Raw genomic sequence first — 21,140 nt, 5'->3', positions numbered from 1 at the left:
GGCGCGGTCAACGTGAGCTGACGCCATTCGGGTGACCGTCCGCTCACCCGGACGGCCCTGAGCAGCGGACACCGCCCGGTCAGGGCGGTGTCCGCCGCCGCTCCGGGAATAGAGCGAGAAGCAGCCGTGCCCGATTGTTCGCGATCCGGGGCACTTTTGCTTTTTGCCGGTTTTCTCCGGTGTGGGGTGATCATCTCCGGCGACCGGGGTCCGTACAGTGCGGATCTGGAAACTGCCCCACCAGTAGGAGATGGATTATGGCAACCGGGACCGTGAAGTGGTTCAACTCGGAAAAGGGCTTCGGCTTCATCGAGCAGGACGGCGGCGGCTCCGACGTCTTCGCGCACTACTCGAACATCATGGCGCAGGGATACCGAGAGCTGCTCGAGGGCCAGAAGGTCGAGTTCGACGTCACCCAGGGCCAGAAGGGCCCGCAGGCCGAGAACATCCGCGCCGTCTGACCGGCGCCGTCACCCGAGGCGGCCCCCTGGTCCCCGTCTCGTCACACAGCGAGGCCCGCACCGCTCCCGGTGCGGGCCTCGTGCCCGTGCGGTGGGCGTCCGCCCCGCCGGAGGACGGGCCGGACGCGAGCTCCAGGGCCGGCCCTAACGCAGCACGCCGGCCGTCATCCCCTGCGCCTCGGCGGGCACCGCGAGCAGCCCCAGCTCGGCCGGGGTGGCCAGCAGCGGGTGCGACGGCAGCACGCGCACGGTGTAGCCGAACGCGCCCGTGCGGTCCAGGGTCAGCGGCCCCTCGTAGTTGTGGCGGCCGGAGATGTCGGGCCGCCCGGTGGGCTTGAGGGACAGCACCGAGGGCGCGGCGAGCCGGTCCGCGGCGTCGACCCGCCCGGACAGCAACTGGACGTCGACGTCCGCGGGGTCGAGGTCGCCCAGCGACACCTGGGCCCGCAGCGTGAGCGTGGAGCCCAGCTCCGGGGTGCCCTCGACGGACGACGTCTCGACGTGGTCGACCGAGACCTGCGGCCACTGCTGCCGCATCCGCTTCTTCCACGCGGCCAGTTCCTCGGCGGCGGGACCCTGTATGGCGCGGTGGGACCGCGCGGCGGGGGCGTACAGGCGCGTGACGTAGTCGCGGACCATCCGCCCGGCCAGCACCTTCGGGCCCAGCGTGGCGAGGGTGTGCCGGACCATCTCGATCCAGCGGTGCGGCAGGCCGTGCGCGCCGGTGTCGTAGAAGCGCGGCGCGACCTGGTTCTGCAGCAGGTCGTAGAGCGCGGCGGCCTCCAGGGTGTCCCGGCGGTCCTCGTCGGCCAGACCGTCGGCGGTGGGGATCGCCCAGCCGTTGTCGCCGTCGAACCACTCGTCCCACCAGCCGTCGAGCACCGACAGGTTGAGGCAGCCGTTGAGGGCCGCCTTCATGCCGGAGGTGCCGCACGCCTCCAGCGGGCGCAGCGGGTTGTTCAGCCACACGTCGCACCCCGGATAGAGCAGCCGGGCCATCCGCATGTCGTAGTCGGGCAGGAAGACGATGCGGTGCCGCACCCGCGGGTCGTCGGTGAACCGCACCAGCTCCTGGACCAGGCGCTTCCCGCCGTCGTCGGCCGGGTGGGCCTTGCCGGCCACCACGATCTGGATCGGCCGCTCGGGGTGCAGCAGCAGCTCCATCAGCCGGTCGGGGTCCTTCAGCATCAGCGTGAGGCGCTTGTAGGACGGGACGCGGCGGGCGAAGCCGACGGTGAGGACGTCGGGGTCGAGCACGTGGTCGGTCCAGCCGAGTTCGGCCTCGCCGGCGCCGCGCTGCCGCCAGGACTCGCGCAGCCTGCGGCGGACGTCGTCCACGAGCTGCTCGCGCAGGGTCCTGCGCAGCTCCCAGACCGCGGCGTCCGGGATCGCGGCGCACGCCTCCCAGCGTTCGGCGCCGCCGACGGCCAGGGCGTCCTCGGCGGCCTGCGGCCCCACCTGCGCGGCGGCCAGCCGCTGCACCTCGGGCGCCACCCAGGTGGGGGCGTGGACGCCGTTGGTGATGGACGTGATCGGCACGTCCTCCGGGTCGAAGCCGGGCCACAGGCCGGCGAACATCTCGCGGCTGACCACGCCGTGCAGGGTGGACACCCCGTTGGCCCGCTGCGCCAGCCGCAGCCCCATGACCGCCATGTTGAACAGGTTGGGGTCGCCGCCGCGGTGGGTCTCCATGCCCAGTTCGAGGATGCGGCCGATGTCCACGCCCTGCAGTTCCCCGCCGTCACCGAGATGGCGGCCGACCAGCTCGCGGTCGAAGCGGTCGATGCCGGCCGGGACGGGGGTGTGGGTGGTGAACACGGTCCCGGCCCTGACCGCCTCCAGCGCGGCGTCGAAGTCCAGCCCGTGCAGGGCCAGCTCCCTTATCCGCTCCAGGCCGAGGAAGCCGGCGTGGCCCTCGTTGGTGTGGAAGACCTCGGGCTCGGGGTGGCCGGTGATCCGGCAGTAGGCACGGACCGCGCGGACGCCGCCGATGCCCAGCAGCATCTCCTGGAGCAGCCGGTGCTCGCTGCCGCCGCCGTACAGACGGTCGGTGACGTCCCGTTCGGCGGCCTGGTTGCCCTCGACGTCGGAGTCGAGGAGCAGCAGCGGCACCCGCCCGACCTGGGCCTTCCAGATCCGGGCGTGCAGCGCGCGGCCGCCGGTCAGCTGCAGGGTGACCTGGGCGGGGGCGCCTTCGGCGTCCCGCAGCGGGGTGACGGGCAGCGAGTTGGGGTCGAGGACGGGGTACTGCTCCTGCTGCCAGCCCTCGCGGGACAGGGTCTGGCGGAAGTATCCGTGGCGGTACAGCAGCCCGACGCCGATCAGCGGGACGCCGAGGTCGCTGGCCGCCTTGAGGTGGTCCCCGGCCAGGATGCCGAGGCCGCCGCTGTACTGGGGCAGGGCGGAGGTGATGCCGAACTCGGGTGAGAAGTAGGCGATGGCGGCCGGCAGGTCGCTCTGCTCCTGGTACCAGCGGGCGCCGGGGACGGACAGATAATCGGCCAGGTCCTCCGCGGCGGCGGCGAGCCGGCGCAGGAAGCGGCGGTCCGCGGCCAGGGCGGTGAGCCGGTCCTTCGAGACGGTGCCGAGCAGCCGGACCGGATCGCCCTGGGCGGCCCGCCACCCTTCGGGGTCGACGTAGCGGAACAGCTCTCTGGTCTCCTGGTGCCAGGACCAGCGGAGGTTCTGAGCCAGTTCCCCCAGCGGGCGCAGAGGTTCCGGCAGGACGGTGCGCACGGTGAATCGACGGATTGCCTTCACACTCTCGACCGTAGCTCCGATGGCGGCGGGCCCGCGAAGCCCTGTCCTCAAACCGGAGGTTCAAACGCCCGAACGGCGGCTCACGGAGGCGAGCGTTCCCCCTCGGTGGGGCGCGGGCGCGGAGGCCGCAATTCCGGCCACGCTCCCGAAACGCCGTCAGGTCGTGCGTTCACCCGGGGATGGCTGGGCAGGCTCCGTCGTGTCCGGTCCCGCACAGGGCGCCACCCGGGTGAACGCGTTCCCGGGGGGACGCGCGGGCAGGCCGGCACCGCCAGGAACAGTTAAAAAGAGCGTGAGCCCGTGTCGCCGGTCGTCGACGGCGATGGCACCGCCGATGCGCGCCCCGTGCACCCCGCCCACCCCGATGTCCGGTACACCGAGCTGCCAGGTGAGGAAATGATCGGTCGTATTCCCGTCGTCGATGTCCGTCCAGCCGTGGACTGCGGCCGCAGGCCGGCCAAAGCGGTCGTCGGTGAGACCTTCGAGGTGACGGCCACCGTGTTCCGGGAGGGGCACGACGCGGTGGCCGCCAACGTGGTGCTGCGCGACGCCGCGGGGCGGTCCGGGCCCTGGACGCCGATGAGCGAGCTGAGTCCCGGCAGCGACCGCTGGGGCGCCCGGGTGACGCCCACCGCGGAGGGCCGCTGGACCTACACGGTGGAGGCCTGGTCGGACCCGGTGGCCACCTGGCGGCACACCGCGGGCATCAAGATCCCGGCCGGGATCGACACCGAGCTGGTGCTCGCCGAGGGCGCGCTGCTGTACGAACGGGCCGCGGCCGGGGTGCCCAAGGGCGACGGGCGGCCGGCGGTGCTGGCCGCCGTGGACGCCTTGCGCGACGCCCGCCGGACCCCGGCGGCCCGGCACGCGGCGGCGCTGGCCGCCGAGGTGGTGGACGTGCTCGACCGGTATCCGCTGCGCGAGCTGGTCAGCGCCTCACGCCCGATGCCGCTGCAGGTGGAGCGGGAGCGGGCGCTGTTCGGGTCCTGGTACGAGATGTTCCCGCGGTCCGAGGGCGCGGTGGTGGAGCAGGGGAAGAAGCCGGGCAGCCGCAGGACGCGCTCGGGCACCTTCCGCACGGCGGCCGAACGGCTGCCCGCGGTGGCCGCGATGGGCTTCGACGTGGTCTACCTGCCGCCGGTCCACCCGATCGGCACGGCGTTCCGCAAGGGCCGGAACAACAGCCTGGAGGCGCAGCCCGGGGACGTGGGCTCGCCGTGGGCGATCGGCTCGCCGGAGGGCGGGCACGACGCGATCCACCCGGACCTGGGCACCCTGGAGGACTTCGACCACTTCGTGGCGCGGGCCCGCGAGCTGCGCCTGGAGGTGGCGCTGGACTTCGCGCTGCAGTGCTCGCCCGACCACCCCTGGGTGGCCAAGCACCCGGAGTGGTTCGCGCACCGCGCCGACGGCACGATCGCGTACGCGGAGAACCCGCCGAAGAAGTACCAGGACATCTACCCGATCGCCTTCGACCAGGACTTCAACGGCATCGTCCGCGAGACGCTGCGGGTGCTGCGGCACTGGATGGCGCACGGCGTGCGGATCTTCCGGGTCGACAACCCGCACACCAAGCCGGTGGTCTTCTGGGAGAAGGTCATCGCCGACATCAACCGGACCGATCCGGACGTGATCTTCCTGGCCGAGGCGTTCACCCGGCCGGCCATGATGAGCCTGCTGGCCCAGATCGGTTTCCAGCAGTCCTACACCTACTTCACCTGGCGTAATGACAAAGCGGAACTGACCGACTACATGCAGGAGTTGAGCGGGCGGACGGCAGGCTGGATGCGCCCGAACTTCTTCGTCAACACCCCCGACATCCTGCATGCCTACCTTCAGCACGGCGGCCGCCCGGCGTTCGAGACCCGGGCCGTGCTCGCCGCCACGCTCTCCCCCAGCTGGGGCGTCTACGCGGGGTACGAGCTCTGCGAGGGCACCGCGGCGCACCCGGGCAGCGAGGAGTACCTCGACTCCGAGAAGTACGAACTGCGGCCGCGGGACTGGGCCGCCGCGGAGGCCGAGGGACGCTCGCTGGCCCCGCTGATCACGACCCTGAACCGGCTGCGCCGCCGTCACCCGGCGCTGCAGCAGTTGCGGGACATCACCTTCCATCCCGTGGACAACGGCGCGTTGCTCGCGTTCTCCAAACGGCGCGGCGACGACGTCGTACTGGTGGTCGTCAACCTGGACCCGTTCCACACCCAGGAGGCGACCGTGTCGTTGAACATGCCGGAACTCGGCCTCTCCTGGACCGAGTCGTTCCCGGTGCGCGACGAGCTCACCGGCGACACCTACCACTGGGGCAGGGACAACTACGTGCGTCTCGAGCCGGGCCGTGCGCCCGCGCACATCCTGTCCCTGCGACCGTCTCCATCGATCGGAGGGTCACTCAGTTGATCGTCAACGAACCCGTCCCTGACACCTTCGAGGACACCCCTGCCAAGGACCGTGATCCCGACTGGTTCAAACGGGCGGTGTTCTACGAAGTCCTCGTCCGTTCCTTCCAGGACAGCAACGGCGACGGCGTCGGCGACCTGAAGGGAATCACCGCCAAACTCGACTATCTGCAGTGGCTGGGCATCGACTGCATCTGGCTGCCGCCGTTCTTCGCCTCACCGCTGCGCGACGGCGGCTACGACGTGGCCGACTACACCGCGGTCCTCCCGGAGTTCGGCGACCTCGCGGACTTCGTGGAGTTCGTGGACGCCGCCCACCAGCGCGGCATGCGCGTCATCATCGACTTCGTCATGAACCACACCAGCGACCAGCACCCGTGGTTCCAGGCCTCCCGCTCCGACCCGGACGGCCCGTACGGCGACTACTACACCTGGGCCGACGACGACAAGCAGTTCGACGGCGCCCGGATCATCTTCGTCGACACCGAGACGTCGAACTGGACCTTCGACCCGGTGCGCAAGCAGTACTACTGGCACCGGTTCTTCTCCCACCAGCCGGACCTGAACTACGAGAACCCGCAGGTGCAGGAGGAGATCCTCGCCGCCCTGCGGTTCTGGCTGGACCTGGGCATCGACGGGTTCCGCCTGGACGCCGTGCCGTACCTCTACCAGGAGGAGGGCACCAACTGCGAGAACCTGCCGCGCACCCACCAGTTCCTCAGGCGGGTGCGGGAGGAGATCGACGCGCACTACCCGGACACCGTGCTGCTCGCCGAGGCCAACCAGTGGCCGGAGGACGTCGTCGACTACTTCGGCGACTTCTCCAAGGGCGGCGACGAGTGCCACATGGCGTTCCACTTCCCGGTGATGCCGCGCATCTTCATGGCGGTCCGCCGCGAGTCCCGCTACCCGGTCTCCGAAGTGCTGGCCAAGACCCCGGCGATCCCGTCCGGCTGCCAGTGGGGCATCTTCCTGCGGAACCACGACGAGCTGACCCTCGAAATGGTCACCGACGAGGAACGCGACTACATGTACGCGGAGTACGCCAAGGACCCGCGGATGCGGGCCAACATCGGCATCCGCCGCCGGCTGGCCCCGCTGCTGGACAACGACCGCAACCAGATCGAGCTGTTCACCGCCCTGCTGCTGTCACTGCCCGGCTCGCCGGTGCTGTACTACGGCGACGAGATCGGGATGGGCGACAACATCTGGCTCGGTGACCGCGACGGTGTGCGCACGCCCATGCAGTGGACGCCCGACCGCAACGCCGGCTTCTCCTCCTCCGACCCGGGGAGGCTGTACCTGCCGACGATCATGGACCCGGTCTTCGGCTACCAGGTCACCAACGTCGAGGCGCAGATGAGCTCACCCAGCTCCCTGCTGCACTGGACCCGGCGCATGATCGAGATCCGCAAGCAGAACCCCGCCTTCGGGCTCGGCTCGTTCACCGAACTCCCCTCCAGCAACCCGGCCGTGCTGGCCTTCCTCCGCGAGGACGGCGACGACCTGGTGCTGTGCGTGAACAACTTCTCGCGGTTCGCCCAGCCCACCGAGCTGGACCTGCGGCAGTTCCGCGGCCGCCACCCGGTGGAGCTGATCGGCGGGGTGCGGTTCCCGGCGATCGGCCAGCTGCCGTACCTGCTCACCCTCGCGGGACACGGCTTCTACTGGTTCCGGCTGCGGCGCGACCCGTCGTGACGTCGGGGGGGGCCGGCCCGCGCATCGTCCGCCGGCCCCTTCGGGCGAGGCGGGCGGACGGTCCGCGGGCCGGGTCCGCCGCGCGCGGATTCCCACAACCGTCCGCGCGCGGTTCCCGGGCGGGCCCCCGCACGTCCCGCTGCCGGAACCGCCGTACGGGCACCCGGCGAAGGCGCCCTGAGCAGGCCTGTCCGGCACGGGTCGCGGGCGCATGGCCAAGCCGTGTCCCGAGGTGCGGCCCTGACGCACCTTTGGCAGTATCCGTACATATCCAGCAGTAATCCCGCAGCAGCCCGTACGGCGGTTTCCTGTCACCCGGCCGGGGCAGGCTCCCCGTGTCGCCGGACAGCCCGAACCCGTCATCCGGGAGGCTGGCGCCCCCGCCCCTCGTCGTAGCGGCCGGGTGCGCGACTCCCCGGGGAAAGGACGCCATGTCGGACAGCTCCTGGACCCGTGTACCGTCCACCGCTTCCGCACCGCCCGCGCCGGGACGCGACCCCGCGCCCGGGCTGATGCGCTCGCTCGACCCGCTGCTGCGCGGCTGGCTGCCCCGGCAGCGGTGGTTCGCCGGCAAGGGGCTGCCCGTCGGGCGGTTCCGGCTGGCCGCCGCCACCGAACTGGTGCCGCCGGGCGGCCGCCTCGGCCCGCTCGGCCTGCTGCACGTACTGGTGGACGTCGAGCAGCCCGGCCGGGCCCCCGACTGCTACCAGCTCCTGCTCGGCGCCCACCCGCTGCTGCCTCCCGCACTGGTCCGCACGGCCCTCGGACAGGCGGTGGGCGGCCCCTACGACGGGCTGACCCTCTACGACGCGCCGCACGACCCGCGGCTGGCCGCGCTGCTGCTGGAACGGCTGCGGGTGCCCGGGCGCACCGGACGGCTGCGGTTCACCACCGAGCCCGACGCGGAGTTCCCGCCCGGCCTGGTGCCGCGGGTGTCCACCGCCGAGCAGTCGAACACCTCGGTGGTGTACGGCGACGCCTACATCCTCAAGCTCTTCCGCCGGGTCTCCCCCGGCACCAACCCCGACCTGGAACTCTCCCTGGCGCTCGCCCGGGCCGGATCCACCCGGGTGGCCGAACCGGTCGCCTGGTTCGAGGCCGACGACCCGCAGGGGCCGGCCGGCGGCGAACCGGTCACCCTCGGTGTGCTCCAGCGGTTCCTGCCGGGATCCAGCGACGGCTGGGCCCTCGCGCTGGCCTCGGTCTCCGAGGACGGCGACTTCCGCGCGGAGGCGGCGGCGCTCGGCCGGGCCACCGCGGAGGTGCACGCCTCGCTCGCCGCGGCACTGCCCGCACGGCGGCTGGACGGCGGCGCGCTGGAACGTATCGCCTCCGGCATGACACGGCGGCTGGACGAGACCGCGGCCGAGGTCCCGGCGGTCCGGCCCTACGCGGGCGCGCTGCGAGCCGCGTTCGACGACCTGGCCAAGATGGGCGCCGGGGCGGCGGCCGGCAGCGCGGTGGTGGCCCAGCGCATCCACGGCGACCTGCACCTCGGGCAGGCGCTGCGCCGGGCCGACGGCGCGTGGGTGCTGATCGACTTCGAGGGCGAGCCGGCCCGGCCGCTGGCCGAGCGGCGCAGGCCGGCGCCGCCGGTGCAGGACGTGGCGGGCATGCTCAGGTCGTTCGACTACGCCGCCCACCACAGCGGCAACCCGCCGTGGGCCTCCCGGCACCGCGACGCCTACTGCTCCGGCTACGCCGAGGTGGCGGGCATCGATCCGCGGGACCAGCCCGTACTGATACGGGCCTACGAGACGGACAAAGCGGTGTACGAGGCCCGGTACGAGGCGCGTCACCGGCCGGCGTGGCTGCCGATTCCGCTGGCGGCGCTGGCGCGTCTGGCGACGACGTGACCCCCCGGAACCGTTCCGGGGGCCACAACCTCAGCCCCGTCCCCCTTCCCAACCCGTCCCGGGCAACCCCAGCCCCATCAGGGGCGCGGGGAACTGCGCGACCGGCCACGGCGGCGCCGCACTCCGCCAACCGCCCCGAAGGGGCAGTTCGGTGCGCTCCTGGCCACCGGCCGGTGGCCGGTTGCTCGCGCTGGGGGCACCTCCCGGGCGAAGCCTGGGGGACCCCGCGCCCCTCATGGTTGCCCTTCGCCCGAACAGGACGAACCGCAGCCCGTTCAGGGCGAGCCGTACCCCGCACAGAGCGAACCGCAGCCCGTACAGGGCGACCCGCACACCGCATGGCGACCCGCACACCGCATGGTGACCCCGCACCCTCTAGGAGAGGCCGACCGTGAGCCCGCGCAGTGAAGAGACCCCGAACGGCCGGGCGCCGAAGGGCGCCACCCCTGAGGCCGCCGCCCGCGGCTACGACGCGTCGACCCCACACCGCGCGGCCTCGGGCAAAGGCCCCGTACCGACGACGGCCACCAGCAGCACCCAGGAACCGGCAGCGGGTCCGGCCCGCACGTCAAGGCCTGCGACGGCGTCCGGCGGCGAACCCCGGGCGGCCAAGAGCGGTGCCACGGCCGGACGGGCGGACGCGAAGAAGGCGGCCGCATCCCGGTCGCTGGACGAGGGCGAGCGGTGGCGCCTGCTCAACGGCGCCCACCACGACCCGCACTCCGTGCTCGGCGCCCACCAGGAGCACGGCGGCGTACGGTTCCGCGTCCTGCGCCCGTACGCACGGTCCGTCGCCGTCCTCGTGGGCGACGGCGACCGCGTCGAGCTCACCCCCGAGGGTGACGGCCTGTTCACCGCGGTCGCGCCGTTCACCGAGATCCCGGCGTACCGGCTCGCCGTGGCGTACGACGCCGGCGAGCAGGTCGTCGACGACCCCTACCGCTTCCTGCCGGCGCTCGGCGAGCTGGACCTGCACCTGATCCAGGAGGGCCGCCACGAGGAGCTGTGGAAGGCGCTCGGTTCGCGCCCGATGACGCACGGCGGCGTGGCCGGGACCCGGTTCGCGGTGTGGGCGCCCAACGCCCAGGGGGTGCGGCTCGCCGCGGACTTCACGTACTGGGACGGCGCCGCCTTCCCGATGCGCTCGCTCGGCTCGTCGGGGGTGTGGGAGCTGTTCCTGCCGGGCGTGGGTCCCGGCACCGCGTACAAGTACGAGATCACGCGGCGCGACGGCTCGCGCGGGCTCAAGGCGGACCCGATGGCGCGGGCGGCCGAGGTGCCGCCGAACACCGCCTCGATCGTCACCGAGTCGGAGTACGCCTGGAGCGACGAGGAGTGGATGGCGCACCGCGGCGATGTGCCGGTCCACCGGGCGCCGTTCTCGGTGTACGAGGTGCACCTGCCATCGTGGCGCCCGGGCCTGGGCTACCGCGGCCTGGCCGAGCAGCTCCCGCAGTACGTGCGCGACCTCGGCTTCACGCACGTGGAGCTGATGCCGGTGGCCGCGCATCCGTTCAGCGGGTCCTGGGGCTACCAGGTCACCTCGTACTACGCGCCGATGCCGGGGCTCGGCTCGCCCGACGACTTCCGGTTCCTGGTGGACGCGCTGCACCGGGCCGGCATCGGCGTGATCATGGACTGGGTCCCGGCGCACTTCCCGAAGGACGACTGGGCGCTGGCCCGGTTCGACGGCGAACCGCTCTACGAGCCCGCCGACCCCCGCCGCGCCGAGCACCCGGACTGGGGCACCCTGGAGTTCGACTTCGGCCGCACCGAGGTCCGCAACTTCCTGGTCGCCAACGCCGTGTACTGGTGCGAGGAGTTCCACATCGACGGCCTGCGGGTCGACGCGGTGGCCTCGATGCTCTACCTCGACTACTCACGGGAGGGCGGCGACTGGCTGCCCAACGCGTACGGCGGCCGGGAGAACCTGGACGCGGTGGCGTTCCTGCAGGAGATGAACGCCACGGTGTACCGCCGCTGCCCGGGCGTGGTGACGATCGCCGAGGAGTCCACCGCGTGGGACGGCGTCACGCGCGCCACCCACAACGTGGGCCACACCGGCTTCGGCGGCCTCGGATTCGGCCTGAAGTGGAACATGGGCTGGATGCACGACTCGCTGGGCTACGTGTCCCACGAGCCGGTGCACCGCAAGTACCACCACAACGAGATGACGTTCTCGATGGTGTACGCGTACAGCGAGAACTACGTGCTGCCGATCTCGCACGACGAGGTGGTGCACGGCAAGCAGGCGCTGGTCGCCAAGATGCCCGGCGACTGGTGGCAGCAGCGGGCCGACCACCGCGCCTACCTGGGCTTCATGTGGGCCCACCCGGGCAAGCAACTGCTGTTCATGGGACAGGAGTTCGCCCAGGGCGGCGAATGGTCGCACGAGCGCGGCCCGGACTGGTGGCTGGTCGACCCGGACTACTCCGCGGCGGGCGACCACCGCGGGGTGCGGGACCTGGTCCGCGAGCTGAACACCGTGTACACCCGGACGCCCGCGCTGTGGCAGCGGGACGCCGACCCGGCGGGCTTCGAGTGGGTCGACGGCGGCGCGGCGGAGGACAACGCCTTCTCGTTCCTCCGCTACGACACCGACGGCCGGCCGCTGCTGTGCGTCAGTCACTTCGCGCCGGTCGTGCGGCAGGACTACCGGCTGGGTGTCCCGGAGAAGCTGGCGCACACGGTGTGGACGCCGGTGCTCAACACCGACGACGAGCGGTTCGGCGGCAGCGGCGTCCTGGTCGACGGCCCGGTCAAGACCGAGCCGGTGCCGTGGCACGGCCGCCGGCACAGCATCGGGCTGACGCTGCCGCCGCTGGCGACGGTGTGGCTGCGGCCGGTCTCCTGACCGGCCCCGCAATTCCCGGGTGGTCCCGCCGCGGCGATGCGGCGGGACCACCGGCGGTTTCAGCCCTGGGCGCGGCGGCGGCGCCGCAGCGCGACGAACCCGAGGCCGCCCCCTCCGGCCACCACCAGGGCGCCGGCGGCGGTGGCGACCACCGGCATCCCGTTGCTGCCGGTGTGCGCGAGCTGCCCCGTGCCGCCGGTCGTCCCCGCGGTGCCAGTGGTGCCAGTGGTGACGCTCGGGGAGGACGTCACCGAGGCGGAGGGAGCGGCCGACGCCGACGCGCTCGCCGAGGGGCTCGGGGTGGCCGGCTTCGACGAGCCGGAAGACGGCGTGGGCGTGGCGGCGCCGGCCGCCTTGACCGTGAGGGTCGCCCCGGCGGTGCAGAAGGTGGTGCCGCTGAACGCCATCGTTCCCTGGTTCACGAACACGCACGGGTTCACGGTGGTCTTCCCGGTGGGCGCGTCCTTGCGGTAGCTCAGTCGGACCGTGACGGAGGTGCTGCCGTGCGCGGACAGGGCGGCGTCCTTGCCGACGACGTCGAAGCCGTACACGTCCGGCTCGGCCGCCGTGGTGCGCGGCGCGAGCGTGGTCCACTTCCCGGAGCGCAGCACCTGGACGCTCGCGTACCGGTTGGTCACCAGCGTGTCCGTCACGTTCACGTACGCCGACGCGGTCGGGTTGCGCAGCGTGGCCTGGAAGGTCACGCCGGGGCCGCCGGCCGTCACGGTGGCGGGGACGTGGGACAGGGCGCCGGCGAGCGCGTCGACCTTGATGGTGTCCTCGTCGGAGTCGTTCGCCGCACCGGACGCGCCGTAGGAGACCATGGTGGTCAGCTTCAGCCGCTCCGCGCCGCCGTTGCTGTCGCCGTTGTGCGGGGTGCCCATGGGCAGGCCGATGCGGAGCTGCACGGTGCGGGACTTCCCGGCCGCGAGCGGGAACGTCTGGGGCATCTCGCCGGCGAACTGCGTACCCGTGAGCGTCAGCGGGACCTTCTGCCAGGCCGTCCCGCTGAGCCGGTACTCCAGGCTCAGGGCGTTCGGCTCCAGGCCGCCCGCGCCGTCCACCCGGAAGATCAGCCGCGTCGCGGTGCTGTCGAACCGGCCGGTGTTGGAGACCTTCGTGGTGAAGGCGACCGGCTGGCCGGCCAGCCCGATCTCGGCCGGCGCCGCGGTGGACACGGCCAGCGCCGGCGGCTGCGAGGCGTCGGCCGGCGCGGCCGAGGCGGCCGAGGCGGCCGGCGCCAGCGTGGCCGCCGCGGTGGCGAGCAGCAGGGCCAGTCCCGAGACCGTGACGGACGAACGGACCTTGCGTGCGGTGGTGTTCAACGTATCCCCCCGGATGCGTGTGTCGCGCGGCTGGTGGCCGCGCCCGATGACGACGGTGGATTCCGCCCCCCATACGCACAGTTGGACACACTGCGGCGGTCCCCGGTTGTGGCCCGGCGTGCCACGGCCCTGTAACCGGACTGTCGTGGATTCGTACGGCCGCCCAGGGCGGGCTTCGGCCGTCCGCACCATGCGGCACCGCGACCGAGGGCTCCTAGCCTGGGCGGATGCCCGCACCTCTGCCCTTCGACGGGTCGGCGATCGGCCGGCTGCGCGCCCAACTCGGCCTGAGCCACGACGACATCGCGCACGCGATGCGGACGGCGTACGGCGTCGCGGTGGACCCGGGACGGCCCCCTGCCGCGGGTGGCGCAGGCGTTGCCGACCGTGCCGGCCCCGAGTTCCTGGCGGGTGTGGTGGACCGCTTCTGGACGGCGATGCGCTGACCGGTCGGACTCCCTCCAGGCACAGCCGGAGACACGGCCTGACCCAGCCGGACCCGACCGGACGCTCGCGGACGGGTGCCCGCGGTCGGACGGCAGCGGTCGGACCGCCGCGGACCGTCAGAAGACCGACTCGGCCTCCTCCATGCGGTCCTCGGGGACGGTCTTGAGGTGGGTGACCGCGTCGGCGAGCGGGACCATGGCGATGCGGGTGCCGTGCAGCGCGGTCATGTGGCCGAAGGCGCCCTTGTGGGCGGCCTCCACCGCGTGCCAGCCGAAGCGGGTGGCGAGCACCCGGTCGTAGGCGGTGGGCACGCCGCCGCGCTGGACGTGGCCGAGGATGACCGGGCGGGCCTCCTTGCCCATCCGCTCCTCCAGCTCGCGCGCGAGGGTGGTGCCGATGCCGGCGAACCGCTCGTGGCCGTACTTGTCGATCTCGCCGACCCCGTAGTCCATCGTGTCCTTGGCCGGGTGGGCGCCCTCGGCCACGCAGATCACCGCGAACTTCTTGCCGCGGGCGAACCGCTCCTTGACCACGCCGATCAGGTCGTCCGGGTCGAAGGGCCGCTCGGGCACGCAGATCGCGTGGGCGCCGCCGGCCATGCCCGCCTCCAGGGCGATCCAGCCCGCGTGCCGGCCCATGACCTCCACCACCATGATCCGCTGGTGGGACTCCGCGGTGGTCTTCAGCCGGTCGATGGCCTCGGTCGCCACCGTCACCGCGGTGTCGAAGCCGAACGTGCGGTCGGTGCCGTTGATGTCGTTGTCGATGGTCTTCGGCACCCCGACCACCGGCATCCCGGCGTCGGAGAGCATCCGCGCGGCGGTCAGCGTGCCCTCGCCGCCGATCGGGATGAGCACGTCGAGGCCGTACTGCGCGGACAGGTCCTGGGCGTTGTCGGCGGCTTCGCGCAGCCGGGCGCGCTCCAGCCGGGCCGAGCCCAGCACGGTGCCGCCGCGGGCCAGGATGCCGCTGACGGAGTTGAGGTCCAGCGGCCGGAAGCGGCCTTCGAGCAGGCCGACGAAGCCGTCCTCGAAACCGATGACCTCGTCGCCGTGGCCGGTGAGCGCGCGGTGCACGACGGACCGGATGACGGCGTTGAGGCCGGGGCAGTCGCCGCCGGCGGTGAGGACTCCGATACGCATGGGGCGGTGTCTCCAGACAGGAAGGTACGGGGCGGGCGGCCCCCCGGAAGGACCGGGCCGCTCAGGGCGACTTCGGCACCAGCGTGCACTCGGTGATCCGCCCAGCGAGATAGTCGTCCACATTGCGGACGGTGGCCGCGACGATCTGTTCGACCGCGTCCACGGTGAAGTACGCCTGGTGCGAGGTGACCAGCACGTTGGTGAAGGTCATCAGACGGGCGAGCACGTCGTCGGTCATCACCTCCAGCGACTTGTCGTAGAAGAAGACCCCGGCCTCCTCCTCGTACACGTCCAGGCCCACGCCGCCCAGCCGGCCCTCCTTGAGGGCGTCGACCAGGGCGCCGGAGTCGACGAGGGCGCCGCGGCTGGTGTTGACCAGCAGCACGTCGTCCTTCATCTCCGCCAGCCTGCGGGCGCTGATCAGATGGTGCGTAGAGGGCATCAGCGGCACGTGCAGGCTGATCACGTCGGCCTCCCGGCACAGCCTGTCCAGCTCGACGTACTCCATGCCCAGCTCACTGCACTCCGGGTTCACCGCGATGTCCCAGCCCAGCAGCCGCATGCCGTAGCCGCCGGCGATGGCGGCCACGGCGGTGCCGATCCGGCCGGTGCCGATGATCCCGGCGGTGCGGCCGTGGAAGTCCCGGCCGAGCAGGCCGTCGAGCCGGAAGTCGAAGTCGCGGGTGCGCATGGCCGCCCGTACGATCCGCCGGTTCAGTGCGCAGGCGAGGGTCCAGGCGAACTCGGCGACCGCGTACGGGGAGTACTCGGCCACCCGCGCGACGGTGAGGCCGAGCCGCTCGGCGTGGTCCAGGTCGATGTTGTTGTAGCCGGTGGACCGCTGGGTGAGCAGCCGGGTGCCGCCGCGTACCAGCCCCTCCAGGACGGGGGCGTCCAGGACGGCGTTGACGCTGGTGGAGACCGCCTCGTACCCCATGGCCAGCGGCAGGGTGTCGGCGGTCAGGGTCGTCTCCAGGCAGCGGACGTCGTGGCGGGGCGCGAAGGCGCTCTCCAGCAGGGGCCGCTCGTCGCGCTGCACACCGGTCGCGAGGATTTCCACCGCATCGCCCTCCTTGCCCGCTTTGCGTCCGCTTGCTTCACCCTACGTGCACTGTGGGGTCATCCCCGGCAGCGCGCACCCGGTGCCCCGAAGCCGGTCGCACGGCCCGGGGCGACCTCGGCGGGCGCCGCCCGGACAGGGGCGCTAGCGTCGGGGGTGCGTGGGTACCCGGGGGTACAGGCGGCGCCGGGCGGAAGAGGCGCAGGGTAACTGTCCCGAACACCGGGCGCCGGGTAACGGTGCCGAACGCCGGGTGCCACAGGAGAACGTGCGCAGAGAACAGGAGTGCAGGGGTGACGCGCAGCGTCTACGTGACGGGGGTCGGCCGGGGTGACGGCCGTCAGGTCGTGGAGCTGGGGGTGATGGAGCTGCTCACCCGGCAGGTGGACCGGGTCGGGATCTACCGTCCGCTGGTGCACGACGCCCCGGACCGCATCTTCGAGCTGCTGCGCAGCCGCTACCGGCTGACCCAGGACGCGGCGACGGTCTTCGGCATGGGCTACGAGGAGGCCGCCGCCCTGCAGGCCGAGGAGGGGCAGGGCGCGCTGACCGCACGCCTGGTGGAGGGCTATCTGCGGGTGGCCGAGGAGTACGGCACGGTCCTCATCCTGGGTTCGGACTTCGCCGAGACGAACCTGCCGGCCGAGCTGGGCGTCAACGCCCGGCTCGCCAACGAGTGCGGCGCCTCGGTGCTGCCGGTGATCGGCGCCCGGCACCAGAGCGCGGACGCGGTCGTGGCCGAGGTCCGCAACGCCCTGCACGCGTACACCAACCTCGGCTGCGACGTGATCGCGATGGTCGCCAACCGGGTCGACCCGGAGGTGGCCGCGGACGCGGCGGCGCAGCTGCGGGCGACCGTGCAGGTGCCGGTGTACGTGCTGCCCGACGACGCTGCCCTGGCGGCGCCGACCGTGCGGCAGATCGTGGAGACGCTCGGCGCCCAGGTGCTGCTGGGCGACGACGCGGGCCTGTCCCGGGACGCGGTGGACTTCGTCTTCGGCGGGGCGATGCTGCCGAACTTCCTGCCCAGGCTGACCCCGGGCTGCGTGGTGGTGACCCCGGGGGACCGCGCCGACCTGATCGTCGGGGCGCTGGCCGCGCACTCCGCGGGGTCGCCGCCGATCGCGGGCGTGCTGCTGACGCTCGACGAGAAGCCGCCGCCGCACATCATCGCGCTGGCCAACCGGCTGGCGCCGGGCACCCCGGTGCTGGCGGTGCCCACCGGCTCGTTCCCGACGGCCGCCGAACTGTTCGGCCTGGACGGCAAGCTGGGCGCGGGCACCCCGCGCAAGGCGGAGGCGGCGCTCGGCCTGTTCGAGACGCACGTGGACACCGCCGAGCTGACCGAGCGGCTCTCGGTGGCCCGCTCCGAGCGGGTCACCCCGATGATGTTCGAGCACGCCCTGCTGGAGCGGGCGCGCGCGGACCGGCGCCGGATCGTGCTCCCGGAGGGCGCCGAGGAGCGGATCCTGCGGGCGGCGGAGGTGCTGCTGCGCCGCGGGGTGTGCGCCCTGACGCTGCTCGGCGAGGAGGACGCCGTCCGCAAGAAGGCCGGTGACCTGGGCATCGCGCTGGACTCCCCCGACCTGGCCGTCGTGGACCCGACGACCTCGCCGCTGCGGGAGCGCTTCGCGACCCTGTACGCCGAGCTGCGCGCGCACAAGGGCGTCACCTACGAGCTGGCCTACGACGTGGTCGCCGACGTCTCGTACTTCGGGACGCTGATGGTGCAGGAGGGCCTGGCCGACGGCATGGTCTCCGGCGCGGTGCACTCCACGGCCGCCACCATCCGCCCGGCGTTCGAGGTCATCAAGACCCGCCCGGACGCGGCCATCGTCTCCTCGGTGTTCTTCATGTGCCTGGCCGACAAGGTGCTGGTGTACGGCGACTGCGCGGTCAACCCCGACCCGGACGCCGAGCAGCTCGCCGACATCGCGATCCAGGCGGCGAGCACCGCCGCGCGCTTCGACGTCGAGCCGCGGGTGGCGATGCTGTCGTACTCCACCGGCACCTCGGGCAGCGGCGCCGACGTGGACAAGGTGCGCACGGCCACCGAGCTGGTCCGGGAGCGGCGCCCCGACCTGCTGGTCGAGGGCCCGATCCAGTACGACGCGGCGGTCTCCCCGGTGGTGGCCGCGACCAAGCTGCCCGGCTCGGCGGTCGCCGGGCAGGCGACGGTGCTGATCTTCCCGGACCTCAACACCGGCAACAACACCTACAAGGCGGTGCAGCGTTCGGCGGGCGCGGTCGCCGTCGGCCCGGTCCTGCAGGGTCTGCGCAAACCGGTCAACGACCTGTCGCGGGGCGCGCTGGTCCAGGACATCGTCAACACGGTCGCGATCACCGCGATCCAGGCACAGGGGGACGCGTGAACGGCAGGGCGACGACGGGCGCGGCGAGGCCGGCGGCGGACGCGACCCGGGTGCTGGTGCTCAACTCCGGTTCCTCGTCGGTGAAGTACCAGCTGCTGGACATGGCCGACGAGAGCCGGCTGGCCTCCGGGCTGGTGGAGCGGATCGGCGAGGAGGGCGGGGTCGCCGACCACACGGCCGCCCTCGACCGGGCGGCGCGCGAGCTGAAGGACCGCGGGCTCGGCCTGGACTCCCCCCGCCTGGCCGCGATCGGGCACCGGGTGGTGCACGGCGGCACCCGCTTCACCGCGCCCACGCTGATCACCGACGAGGTCGTCGAGGAGATCCGCCGGCTCGTCCCGCTGGCGCCGCTGCACAACCCGGCGAACATCACCGGCATCACCGTCGCCCGTGAACTGCGCCCCGATCTGCCGCAGGTGGCGGTCTTCGACACCGCCTTCCACTCCACCGTCCCGGAGGCCGCCGCCCGGTACGCGATCGACACGGAGACCGCCGACCGGTACGGCATCCGCCGCTACGGCTTCCACGGCACCTCGCACGCCTTCGTCTCGGCGGCGACCGCCGAACTGCTCGGCCGCGCCCCCGCCGAGGTCAACGTGATCGTGCTGCACCTGGGCAACGGCGCCTCGGCGTCGGCCGTGCGCGGCGGCGTCTGCGTGGACACCTCGATGGGACTGACCCCGCTGGAGGGACTGGTCATGGGCACCAGGTCCGGCGATGTCGACCCGGGCGTGCTGCTGCACCTGGAGCGGGAGGCCGGGATGAGCACCGACGAGGTGGACCGGCTGCTCAACAAGCGGTCCGGGCTGCTGGGGCTGTGCGGCGACAACGACATGCGGGAGATCGGCCGCCGGATGGCCGAGGGCGACGCGGCGGCCCAGCTCGCCTTCGACGTCTACGTGCACCGGCTGCGCCGCTATGTCGGCGCGTTCACGGCGGTGCTCGGCCGGGTGGACGCCGTGGTGTTCACGGCCGGCGTCGGGGAGAACTCGGCGGCGGTGCGGGAGGCCGCGCTGCGCGGTCTGGAGCCGCTGGGCATCGAGATGGACTCGGTGCGCAACGCGGTGCGGGCGTCCGGTCCGCGGCTGGTCTCGGCGCCGTCGTCGCGGGTCGCGGTCGCGGTGGTCCCCACCGACGAGGAGCTCGCCATCGCACGCGATACTTACGCACTGGCCCTCCACCCGCCCCAGGAGGTGGGCTGAGCAGGGCGAGGCGGTTGACCGCCCCACGACCACCGAGAGCCCCAGGAATATTCCGGAGCGGAACAAACCGATAGGATAGCGCCCATGCGCCGAGCCAAGATCGTCTGTACCCTGGGTCCCGCCGTCGACTCCTACGACCAGCTGAAGACGCTGGTCGAGGCAGGCATGAACGTGGCCCGTTTCAACTTCAGCCACGGCAGCCACTCCGAGCACGAGGACCGCTACCAGCGCGTCCGCAAGGTGTCGGCCGAGACGGGCAAGGCGGTGGGCGTCCTCGCCGACCTGCAGGGCCCCAAGATCCGCTTGGCCAAGTTCGCCGAAGGCCCCGTCGAGCTGGTCGCCGGTGACGAGTTCACCATCACCACCGAGGACGTGCCGGGCGACAAGTCCATCTGCGGCACCACCTACAAGGGCCTGCCGGGCGACGTCTCGCAGGGCGACCCGATCCTCATCAACGACGGCAACGTGGCGCTGCGCGTCATCGAGGTCCACGGCCAGCGGGTGCGCTGCCTGGTCGTCGAGGGCGGTGTGGTCTCCGACCACAAGGGCATCAACCTGCCGGGCGCCGCGGTGAACGTGCCCGCGCTGTCCGAGAAGGACATCGACGACCTGCGGTTCGCGCTGCGGATGGGCGTCGACATGGTGGCGCTGTCCTTCGTCCGCGACGCCAAGGACGTGCGCGACGTGCACCGCGTCATGGACGAGGAGGGGCGCCGGGTCCCGGTCATCGCCAAGGTGGAGAAGCCCCAGGCGGTGCACAACATGGAGGACGTCGTCATGGCGTTCGACGCCGTGATGGTGGCCCGCGGCGACCTCGCGGTGGAGTACCCGCTCGAGCAGGTCCCGATGGTGCAGAAGCGGCTGATCGAGCTGTGCCGGCGCAACGCCAAGCCGGTGATCGTGGCGACCCAGATGATGGAGTCGATGATCACCAACTCCCGTCCCACGCGCGCCGAGGCGTCCGACGTGGCGAACGCGATCCTCGACGGCGCCGACGCGGTGATGCTGTCCGCGGAGTCCTCGGTCGGCAAGTACCCGATCGAGACGGTCAAGACGATGTCGCGCATCGTGGAGGCCGCCGAGGAGGAGCTGCTCCGCCGAGGCCTGCAGCCGCTGGCGCCCGGCAAGAAGCCGCGCACCCAGGGCGGTGCGGTGGCCCGCGCCGCCGCCGAGCTCGCCGACTTCCTGGACGCCCGCACCCTGGTGGCCTTCACCAAGTCCGGTGACACCGCCCGCCGGCTGGCCCGCTACCGCGTGCCGGAGCCGGTGCTGGCCTTCACCACCGACCCCTCGACCCGCAACCAGCTCGCGCTGACCTGGGGTGTGGAGGCGCTGCTGGTGGAGCACGTCGACACCACCGACGCCATGGTGAAGCTGGTCGACCAGGAGATGCTCAAGCTCTCCGAGTACACCCGCGGTGACACCGTCATCATCACCGCCGGCTCGCCCCCCGGTGTTCCCGGCACCACCAACCTGGTGCGCGTGCACCACCTGGGCGACGTCACCGACTGACCGTCCCGGTCCCCGGCCGGCCCGGAGCACACCAACGCCGCGCGGTCCGCGTCCC

The 21,140-nt window shown here is 72.5% G+C and carries 13 protein-coding genes; 9 read left to right on the top strand and 4 right to left on the bottom strand.

The features are described from left to right. Nucleotides 1–257: 257 nt before the first annotated feature. The gene (locus tag K7862_RS28590; protein ID WP_222967535.1) at nt 258–461 is read left to right on the top strand and encodes a cold-shock protein; all 204 of its coding nucleotides are present in this window, start codon (nt 258–260) and stop codon (nt 459–461) included. Between the two features lie 144 nt (nt 462–605). Here the strand turns inward: K7862_RS28590 and glgP are convergent, their stop codons facing one another. After that, nucleotides 606–3,221 (bottom strand): alpha-glucan family phosphorylase, encoded by a 2,616-nt coding sequence (gene glgP, locus K7862_RS28585; RefSeq protein WP_222967533.1) that lies wholly within the window; start codon nt 3,219–3,221, stop codon nt 606–608. Nucleotides 3,222–3,617: 396 nt separating this feature from the next. Between glgP and K7862_RS28580 the strand changes: the two genes are divergently transcribed. The 4 genes from K7862_RS28580 to glgB all read left to right on the top strand — a co-directional run bounded on the left by K7862_RS28580 (nt 3,618) and on the right by glgB (nt 12,025). Continuing rightward, a complete protein-coding gene (locus tag K7862_RS28580; protein ID WP_222967531.1) occupies nt 3,618–5,618 on the top strand; it encodes an alpha-1,4-glucan--maltose-1-phosphate maltosyltransferase in 2,001 nt (666 codons plus the stop codon). Then, on the top strand, nt 5,615–7,315 hold the full coding sequence (treS, locus tag K7862_RS28575) for a maltose alpha-D-glucosyltransferase (protein WP_222967529.1): 1,701 nt from the start codon (nt 5,615–5,617) through the stop codon (nt 7,313–7,315). The genes K7862_RS28580 and treS overlap by 4 nt, the downstream gene beginning before the upstream one ends. Before the next feature lie 431 nt (nt 7,316–7,746). Next, nucleotides 7,747–9,171, top strand: a complete 1,425-nt coding sequence (locus K7862_RS28570) for a maltokinase N-terminal cap-like domain-containing protein (protein ID WP_222967528.1) — start codon at nt 7,747–7,749, stop codon at nt 9,169–9,171. 667 nt (nt 9,172–9,838) lie between these two features. Then, a complete protein-coding gene (gene glgB, locus K7862_RS28565) occupies nt 9,839–12,025 on the top strand; it encodes a 1,4-alpha-glucan branching enzyme (protein WP_262413968.1) in 2,187 nt (728 codons plus the stop codon). 59 nt (nt 12,026–12,084) lie between these two features. Here the strand turns inward: glgB and K7862_RS28560 are convergent, their stop codons facing one another. Continuing rightward, on the bottom strand, nt 12,085–13,350 hold the full coding sequence (locus tag K7862_RS28560) for a hypothetical protein (protein WP_222967526.1): 1,266 nt from the start codon (nt 13,348–13,350) through the stop codon (nt 12,085–12,087). A gap of 227 nt (nt 13,351–13,577) precedes the next feature. Here K7862_RS28560 and K7862_RS28555 point away from each other — a divergent pair, with 227 nt between their 5' ends. Further along, the gene (locus K7862_RS28555) at nt 13,578–13,796 is read left to right on the top strand and encodes a hypothetical protein (protein WP_222967525.1); all 219 of its coding nucleotides are present in this window, start codon (nt 13,578–13,580) and stop codon (nt 13,794–13,796) included. Between the two features lie 117 nt (nt 13,797–13,913). On the opposite strand, the gene K7862_RS28550 is transcribed toward K7862_RS28555, so the two are convergent. After that, on the bottom strand, nt 13,914–14,939 hold the full coding sequence (locus K7862_RS28550; RefSeq protein WP_222967524.1) for an ATP-dependent 6-phosphofructokinase: 1,026 nt from the start codon (nt 14,937–14,939) through the stop codon (nt 13,914–13,916). A gap of 61 nt (nt 14,940–15,000) precedes the next feature. Then, nucleotides 15,001–15,999, bottom strand: coding sequence for a 2-hydroxyacid dehydrogenase (locus K7862_RS28545; RefSeq protein ID WP_222967523.1), 999 nt, complete (start codon nt 15,997–15,999; stop codon nt 15,001–15,003). 293 nt (nt 16,000–16,292) lie between these two features. On the opposite strand from K7862_RS28545, the gene pta reads away from it, so the two are divergent. The 3 genes from pta to pyk all read left to right on the top strand — a co-directional run bounded on the left by pta (nt 16,293) and on the right by pyk (nt 21,085). Then, nucleotides 16,293–18,371, top strand: coding sequence for a phosphate acetyltransferase (gene pta, locus K7862_RS28540; RefSeq protein WP_222967521.1), 2,079 nt, complete (start codon nt 16,293–16,295; stop codon nt 18,369–18,371). Further along, entirely contained in the window at nt 18,368–19,573 is a 1,206-nt protein-coding gene (locus tag K7862_RS28535) for an acetate kinase (RefSeq protein WP_222967520.1), read from the top strand. Before pta ends, K7862_RS28535 begins: the two co-directional genes overlap by 4 nt. A gap of 84 nt (nt 19,574–19,657) precedes the next feature. Beyond that, on the top strand, nt 19,658–21,085 hold the full coding sequence (gene pyk, locus K7862_RS28530; RefSeq protein ID WP_222967519.1) for a pyruvate kinase: 1,428 nt from the start codon (nt 19,658–19,660) through the stop codon (nt 21,083–21,085). The last annotated feature ends 55 nt before the right edge of the window (nt 21,086–21,140 follow it).

Origin of the sequence: Actinacidiphila acidipaludis (genome assembly GCF_019890725.1) — a bacterium.
Lineage (GTDB): Bacteria > Actinomycetota > Actinomycetes > Streptomycetales > Streptomycetaceae > Actinacidiphila > Actinacidiphila acidipaludis.
Note: the sequence above shows the minus strand (reverse complement) of the source record. Positions and strands in the feature narration are given on the sequence as shown.